General features: G+C 34.5%; 8 protein-coding genes. 6 read left to right on the forward strand and 2 right to left on the reverse strand.

Going from position 1 to position 7,634, the window contains the following annotated elements; all coding sequences use genetic code 11:
* Positions 1-900 precede the first annotated feature (900 nt).
* Positions 901-2,493 carry a lipid A phosphoethanolamine transferase gene (locus tag N3F66_14105; GenBank protein MCX8125278.1) on the forward strand — a complete coding sequence of 531 codons (1,593 nt, stop codon included), beginning with the start codon at positions 901-903 and terminating at the stop codon, positions 2,491-2,493.
* 21 nt (positions 2,494-2,514) lie between these two features.
* On the opposite strand, the gene N3F66_14110 is transcribed toward N3F66_14105, so the two are convergent.
* Together N3F66_14110 and N3F66_14115 are read right to left on the reverse strand one after the other, a co-directional pair.
* Positions 2,515-3,060, reverse strand: coding sequence for a hypothetical protein (locus N3F66_14110; protein ID MCX8125279.1), 546 nt, complete (start codon positions 3,058-3,060; stop codon positions 2,515-2,517).
* Positions 3,045-4,142 (reverse strand): glycosyltransferase family 39 protein, encoded by a 1,098-nt coding sequence (locus tag N3F66_14115; GenBank protein MCX8125280.1) that lies wholly within the window; start codon positions 4,140-4,142, stop codon positions 3,045-3,047. The genes N3F66_14110 and N3F66_14115 overlap by 16 nt, the downstream gene beginning before the upstream one ends.
* Positions 4,143-4,280: 138 nt before the next feature.
* Between N3F66_14115 and N3F66_14120 the strand changes: the two genes are divergently transcribed.
* From N3F66_14120 to N3F66_14140, 5 genes are all read left to right on the forward strand, one after another.
* Entirely contained in the window at positions 4,281-4,592 is a 312-nt protein-coding gene (locus N3F66_14120; protein ID MCX8125281.1) for a hypothetical protein, read from the forward strand.
* Between the two features lie 85 nt (positions 4,593-4,677).
* A complete protein-coding gene (locus N3F66_14125; protein MCX8125282.1) occupies positions 4,678-5,334 on the forward strand; it encodes a porin family protein in 657 nt (218 codons plus the stop codon).
* Positions 5,324-6,076, forward strand: coding sequence for a hypothetical protein (locus N3F66_14130; GenBank protein ID MCX8125283.1), 753 nt, complete (start codon positions 5,324-5,326; stop codon positions 6,074-6,076). Before N3F66_14125 ends, N3F66_14130 begins: the two co-directional genes overlap by 11 nt.
* A gap of 11 nt (positions 6,077-6,087) precedes the next feature.
* Positions 6,088-6,768 carry a porin family protein gene (locus N3F66_14135; GenBank protein ID MCX8125284.1) on the forward strand — a complete coding sequence of 227 codons (681 nt, stop codon included), beginning with the start codon at positions 6,088-6,090 and terminating at the stop codon, positions 6,766-6,768.
* A 3-nt stretch (positions 6,769-6,771) separates the two neighbouring features.
* The gene (locus tag N3F66_14140) at positions 6,772-7,551 is read left to right on the forward strand and encodes a prepilin peptidase (protein ID MCX8125285.1); all 780 of its coding nucleotides are present in this window, start codon (positions 6,772-6,774) and stop codon (positions 7,549-7,551) included.
* The last annotated feature ends 83 nt before the right edge of the window (positions 7,552-7,634 follow it).

Consider the following 7,634-nt stretch of genomic DNA (forward strand, 5'->3'; position numbering starts at 1 on the left):
GTACCAACTAATCCCAAGTTTCAACGAGCCCCTTTAATTCTATGGTCACTACAGCTGCGCCGCTTCATTCTACAAGCTGTCTGCCATAATGAGATCCTTCGCCTTTGGCTCAGGATGACAATGTAAAAAAGCATAGGATGACAGATAAATAAAGGCTCAGGATGACAGATAATTAAAACTCATGATGACAAATAAATAAAAGCTCAGGATGACAAATGATTTAAACACTGGATGACAAATAAATCTCAGGATAACAAATAATTTAAACTCAGGACAACAAAGAACAAAAGTTCTGGATGACAAATGATAAAAATCCAGAATAGCAAATAAACTTAGTCTCAGGATGACAGTAAAAATTATATTAAATAATTTTATTATTGCATTACATGCCGCTATAAAAAACAAATCATGGAAGAATTGCAAACAGACACCCCCAAAACCAATCACAGCACCACTATTCAGCCTGTTTGCAAAATTAGGCGGGCTTTTTATATATGCAATGGTATCTTTTTTACAATCAGACCAAATACGGATTACAAATACGGATTATACTATTTATTTTTTACTTTTTCAAAAGTGCAACAATTTTTAGAGCTATCGCCAAAATTTTTTATTTGCATTTTTTTAGATATACAATTCTGAGTTAAATTCTATGCAATATTACTATTCATTGCACATCTTAAGATACATCTAAAGCAATATCCTATTGGCTATGAAACCAAAATATTCTGGTTGTCAAATTGATAAAAATTATAAATCAGATTTACCGTTACAACCAGATACAATATTTTTTTATGATTATTGAGTAATGATAAATTCTGAGCTATAATTTCAGATGATATATTAACATTTGTACAATATACTCTGATTACAAATCCTAATAACTAAAGTGGCAAAGCAATGATAAAAACAATTTTTGAAAGCTTAAGGAGCAAATGGGTTTCTTTTATAAATACTAAATATGGCAACATTATTGTAATTTTAATATTTTCAATTATTTATTCATTAGTCTTCAATGCTATTGATTTCATGCGATATCCAGTAAAATATGGCAATACGTTTTTAAATACACTCCTGCTTTTTATACTAACAATCCCACTTGTTTTTTATTTTTTTCTTGTTGTTTCTATTAATAAAACCTTATTTACTGTTGTTACTTTACTTACCACTTTTTTAAGCTCAATGATGCTTTACTTTATTATAGTATACAAAGTCAGAATATATTTGTTTGATACGTTTATTTTACTGTTACAAACCAATCCTCACGAAGCAAAAGGTGTGTTAAGTTTTGATTTAGTAATAATGACGTTAACTATTACTCTTTGTGCTGCTTTGTTTCTTTATGCTTACAACAAATTTTATAATCCTGCAATTGGGAAGCAAATTAAAATCATATTAATATTCATTTTAAGCCCAATTCTTTTAGTACTATACTTTTCAAGGCCTGTGATGCCATATGCGTTCTTTTATGCTATTAATATGTATAACAAATACCAAACAATTATACATCAACCCCGCACAGATATCTCAAAACTACCTTCATTCTTTAACAAGGAAAAAAACAGTGATCTTACTGTTGTATTCATAATAGGAGAGGCGGCACGTGCAGATCATTTTTCAATAAACGGATATACAAGAAAGACATCACCAAATCTTGAAAAGCTACAGGTTGTAAGCCTTCCAAATATTGACTCAATCTACGGAGTTACCAATAAATCAGTTCCACTAATGATGACACGGGCAACAAAAGAAAAAGAAGATATCACATATAAAGAAACTTCCTTTGTGTCATTATTTAATAAACATGGATTTACTACTGCATGGATATCCAATCAGGACCTTATTGACAATAGCTATTCAAATATAGCAGCATTTGCCAATGAAGCATCAATCAAAAAGCAAATTATATGGAATAAAAAAGACAACAAAAACTTCAGTGTAACAAATGCTTCTATCCTGGATGAAAACATGCTACCCGAATTGGATGAGCTAATGAAAATTAAGAACCGAAAGCTCATAATATTACATTGTATGGGAAGCCATTGGGAATTCCACAAGCATTATCCCGATACTTTTAGAAAATATATGCCAATTTGTACTACAAGCAATGTATCGCGGTGCAATCACGATGAGCTTATAAATAATTACGATAATTCAATTTTGTATGCTGATTATTTCATATCTGAAGTTATACGGCGGTTACAAAACACAAACGCAATAGTTATCTATTGTTCAGACCATGGAGAATTTCTTGGCGAAGATGGCTACTATGGCCATATACCGGGTATACACAGGAAAGAAATAACAAATCCAGCCATGTTTGTTTGGATGTCAGATGAGTATAAAAAGAGAAACCCCGAAAAATATACAAATCTTTTGAAAAATAAAAATAAACACCTTCCTACTTATATTATCTTCCACAGTATTTTAGATGCTGCCTCAATATACAGTAAAGCAGCAGATTATACGCTAAGTATATTTTCTAAAATGTAACAATTCACTATTGTTGTAAATTCAGGGATTAACTTTAAAAACATCTTTTAAGGCTTTCAGCTCCCTGCTGGTTGCATAAACTACCGGTGATCCATCTGCAAATAATTTTTTTTGTTGTGGCAAAGGCACATCGCCTTTTATAATATAATACACAATTCTGTTTCCTACCTGCAATGTATTTATTGGTGGAATACTTACTGGATTTATATCAAGGAATATCTTTCGTACAGCATTAAGGCTTTTGACTGGCATATTAGGGCGAATAGAAGAATAATATTTTTGATCAACTCCAATTATTTGCAAAGCTTCAGTTAGATTTTTCCCCTCCATACGAAGTTTCTGAACCTTATCATATATGTCTTTATCCTTTATATAATACACGTAATCAGATACAATGGGCACTCCATCGTTATAAGCTCTGTTAAAAATGGTAAAATATGTGAAAAACCGCAGAAACTTATGTTCTTTTAATTTTAATAGATTATTATAGTACGGTTCTGCTTTATCAGGCAATATACTACTAGAAGTAATGATAATTGCTGTAATTGTTATTATGACAATAAACATAGCAAAAACTTTAACCTGATTGGCATTGTTAAAAATATACATTTTTTATTAATAACATCAGCTAAATATGTAATACCGGAATCGATAGCAAAAGCGATAACAAATACCATGAATGGCAACGCAAAAAGCAGATGGACTTCTTTATATGCCAGTGCAGGTATTATGGGATTAATACTCTTAACTGCAAAAAGCATTATTAAAAAGAATATAACACCAGGAATAATAACAGATTTTATTTTTATATCTGACCTTTTCCAGATAGGATACAGCAAAATAAGATATAAATAAAATGGTATTCGCCACCATAGTTGTGATTTAGTATATCGTTCAAAAAGCTGCCAAAAAGATATGGGAACAAACTTTTCAAGGGTAAAATGATGGCCAGTGATAGCATGATATCTAGCCATAATATCACCAGTATAGTAATAAAATACTGCTGTTTCAAAAAGGAATAATACAAACAAAACTGCACTGTAGAATATTGCATGTTTCATATTTCGTTTAAAAAGCCATATAACCAGCAAAAAACCTGGCATGAAGAAAATATCAAGTTCATGAGCACAATATGCCCAGAACAACAGAAAAGCTGACATGGTCAGGTATAAAAATTCTTTGTTATTGTCATCTTTATATTTTAGCAATAAATAAAACGATGCTGTAACCAGAGGACCACCAACAGCTTCAGGAACTACCTGCGTACCAAACCGTATGATATACGGGCACAGCATATATAGAATTGCTGCAAAAAGACCAACAGTTGAGTTTTTTACGTATTTCCCAATTTTATATATAAGAATGACATGAATGACAAAAAACAGGTTTGGAATTATAAGTGATACTGCAGGATGAACTCCAAATAAAAGCTGGCTAATCCATATAGGGATTATCAGCCCAAACCGAGCAGTCTGGTGATCAAGCTCTATATACGGTATATTATAATATAAATGTTTTGCTGCAAACCAATAGTTAATTGCATCGCCACCAATATCAAACATCCTGAAGGTGAAAAACTTATAGATAACAACAAACACCACAATAAGTAGCACCATCATCCTTTCATTTTTTTGTGCGATAGTATCCATTAAGAACTCCTGTAAAACATTTTACATGAAAGACCAATAAACACAATCTTCTAACTGTTTAAATTATTGCAACTAAAAAACAATTGATTTTTCCAATGAGCTATCGCACAATAGCAAAAAATCATTAAGGAAATGGCTATGGAATTACTCAGAATATGGCAGGAAACCAATATTAAAGATGTACAGGAACATTTACTAATGGCTGATGACCTTTTTGGGTTTTGCCCGGGTTGTAAAACGCCGGGTTTAAAATTACAAGAATTACAAAAGTGCCCAAACTGTGCCAGGGAATTCAAATATGTAACCAGTAAAGATGCCCGTGGTAGTAAAAGCGCCGAAGTTGTAATGCGATTGAAGAAAAAACTTCCACATCTCACCTTTGTTGATTACGACGACTATGAGCGATTGTCCAGCAAAAATAAAGCTGCGGATTTATTTAAGAATATGTAGCTTAAAAAAAATCTATCTTGACAATTTTTCTTTTAGTTGTATTATTTTATGTCGATGGTATTATATATAGTTAAAAGGTTTGTAAATGCCTAAAAAAGCTGCTATCTCTATTCTACTCTGCATATTTATTCAGTGTGTAAATACATACGTATTTGCCCAGCGTTACTTTGGGGTGGGAATCCATATTGGCGCTCAACATGACGTTGGTGACCTTACTTCATTTTATCCTGATGCACAAACCGAGCCGCAAAACAGCGCTATTTTTGGTGTTGCCCTGCGTTTATCAGTACCTTTCTTCTTTATCCGCACTGGTGGTGATGCATCCTTTACAATTAACAAAGGCAAAGTGTTGGAAAATCAGGCCACTGTAGGTGTTAGCACATACAATGTTGCGTACACCATGCTTCCTATTTATGCTGGCCTACAATTTCCGCTGCAAGACCGCGGTGCATTCTACTTAGGTGGTGGGGCATCATATTTTTATGGCACTGGAAAGGCGAAATTATCCAATGGCACTTCTGAAGATATCGACGCAACTGCGTTTGGTGTAGGATTTTTAGCCGGCATGCAACTGCATGTTACAAGTTCGTTTTCACTGTATATGGAATGGATGTATGTTGATGCACGTTCAAAGCCAGTCATTGCAACTACAGGTACTTATAATCCTAATAATTACAAAGACCTCTTTATTGATTACAGTGGCCACAGAATTATGATAGGTGTCATGTACTATGTTTTATAGACTCGTAATACTAATGCTATGTTGTGCGATAGCTCCGGGGATAGCTTTTGCGCAAATATCACCATTTAATCAGGCAATTAGCCTGTATGCTGGTTACATCCCATCTCTTGGGGGCAACTTGTATTCTTATGAACAGGAACATACCTTTGGCTCTGCAACAGGAATTGATGGAATAAACAAATCACAAACAGGATTTTCAACTGCACCTATTCACAGATTGATGGGTGCAACTGTAGGAGCAACATTCAAAGTTGTAATGTATGATTTCTTCACCGCTAGAATAGGCATAAATTATTTTAAAAGCGTATGGGGTGGCAAAGGCAAAACCGTATATAACGACGGCGGCACCAACAGGCTGCTTGAATGCAATTACAACTTTGATGGCTTTGATATCCCATTAACATTAGGCATAGTCATCCCCTTTTATAAAGACATGAAGATAACCTTTTCGTGTGGGGTTGCGTATGCATGGGGACGATATAAAAATAAATTTGAGTCAGATGCACCACTATCATATAAAGGACACTTCAAAGGAACTGCATATCCGCTGGTGATAAATACTGAAGGCGAATATTTTATTAATGAAAAATTTGCCTTAACTACATCACTCACATATTATAAGGGAACAACCGAAATAATTAAGGACTCCAAGAAAGGTGACGGCAATACAGATTATGCTCCGATAGATTTTTCAGGGTATCGTTTTTTACTGGGTGTATCATATTATTTTAAACCAATATAAAGATGGATACAATGACAAGAGTACACCATAATACATTATTAACCTGCATCATGTTGCTATGTGTTATATTTGTTGTATCACATGCTTATGCCATTGGTGAATTTTCATTGGGTCTTAATGCTGGTATAACATATGACCCCAATCATTTAGAACCAACAATAACACAATGGAATACTACTGCAAAAACCACAGCCACATCCGTTGAACAGATTACGATACCCTATTCATTTACCTGGGGAATTAATATTCGCTATCAGTTTAATTATTTTCTTTTAAGGATTGGTACACATTTCACAAGCCCTTACAGCGTGCGTGGAAAAGCTGACGCAAATAAAGTTACCATTTCAACATATCAGTTTGGCCTACCCGCCACAGTTGGACTTATTATGCCCTTACGGCAGCGCACATATTTTTTTATTGGTACCGGTATAACATATAACTATGCATACCTTGAATGGAAGCAAACAGCACCTGCCAATAGATATCGCTTTGCTGATTCAATACCTGGATTTCACTATATGATGGGAGCCGAAGCACCCGTTACATCAAAGATCACTTTATCGGTTGAATGGATGCACCAAGAAGGCCGCTCAATACCCATCAAGGATGAGATTGGTGGCACAATAAAACAAACCATATCCGTTAAAGGTGATTTCCTTCTTTTTGGCGTTAACTACTATATTGCAATGTAACCCATGGAAACTAATATCTTTGTCTTGTTTATTGCCTTTCTTTTTGGCGCAAGCTGGGGCAGCTTTTTATATACATTTATTTTACGATATATTGATGGTACATACAGTAACAATGCGTTTCATGCGCTTACCTATCCATCCCACTGCCCATATTGCAAAGAAAAAATCAAAACAGCATACCTTATCCCTATAGCAGGCTATTTCCTTGCCAGAGGTCGCTGCAGTGAATGCAAGCAATCAATTTCTTTTCTTTACCCTTTGTCTGAAATCGCCTGCGGCTGTGTTGCTATCGCCACCCTTTTATTTTTTAATTGGGCGATAGCTCCTGCATATTTTATTGCAATTACCACCAGCGTATGTATTGCCATAATCGACGTCATCACTATGGAAATACCAAACTTTTTAGTGGGAATTCTATTTTTATCAGGCATTATTGTGTGCGCAACAGAAGGTGAGTGGGTAGTGCATTTTCAAGGTGCAGCATTACTCTTTGCTGTCTTCATTGTGCCGCTATTATTAATTAAAGGCGGATTTGGTGGTGGTGATGTAAAATTTGCTGCTGCAATAGGATTTTTCTTAGGATTATATGAATCAATAGTAGCTTTGGAGATAGCTCTAATCACAGGTGCACTGTATGGAATAGGATATGCAGTGTTTAAGAGCAAAACGCTCAAAGTGCACATACCATTTGGTCCTTTTTTAACATTAGGATTTATTCTTTCACTTTTAGTTGGAAAAGATGTTGTTCAGATATATTTTTCTTTTTTGAATAAGATGCTCTGACCCCAGTAAATAATGTGTCAACCTGAACGTGATTCAGGATCTTGAAATCTAGGCTCTGACCCCAAATTTTGCTATCCCTCCCA

It is taken from the genome of Spirochaetota bacterium (assembly GCA_026414805.1).
GTDB lineage: Bacteria > Spirochaetota > UBA4802 > UBA4802 > UB4802 > UBA4802.

Bases quoted from the DNA above. Each gene is read 5' to 3' on its own strand.
- N3F66_14105 (MCX8125278.1), top strand. From the start codon at position 901: ATGATAAAAACAATTTTTGAAAGCTTAAGGAGCAAATGGGTTTCTTTT.
- N3F66_14110 (MCX8125279.1), bottom strand. From the start codon at position 3,060: ATGTTTATTGTCATAATAACAATTACAGCAATTATCATTACTTCTAGT.
- N3F66_14115 (MCX8125280.1), bottom strand. From the start codon at position 4,142: ATGGATACTATCGCACAAAAAAATGAAAGGATGATGGTGCTACTTATT.
- N3F66_14120 (MCX8125281.1), top strand. From the start codon at position 4,281: ATGGAATTACTCAGAATATGGCAGGAAACCAATATTAAAGATGTACAG.
- N3F66_14125 (MCX8125282.1), top strand. From the start codon at position 4,678: ATGCCTAAAAAAGCTGCTATCTCTATTCTACTCTGCATATTTATTCAG.
- N3F66_14130 (MCX8125283.1), top strand. From the start codon at position 5,324: ATGTTTTATAGACTCGTAATACTAATGCTATGTTGTGCGATAGCTCCG.
- N3F66_14135 (MCX8125284.1), top strand. From the start codon at position 6,088: ATGACAAGAGTACACCATAATACATTATTAACCTGCATCATGTTGCTA.
- N3F66_14140 (MCX8125285.1), top strand. From the start codon at position 6,772: ATGGAAACTAATATCTTTGTCTTGTTTATTGCCTTTCTTTTTGGCGCA.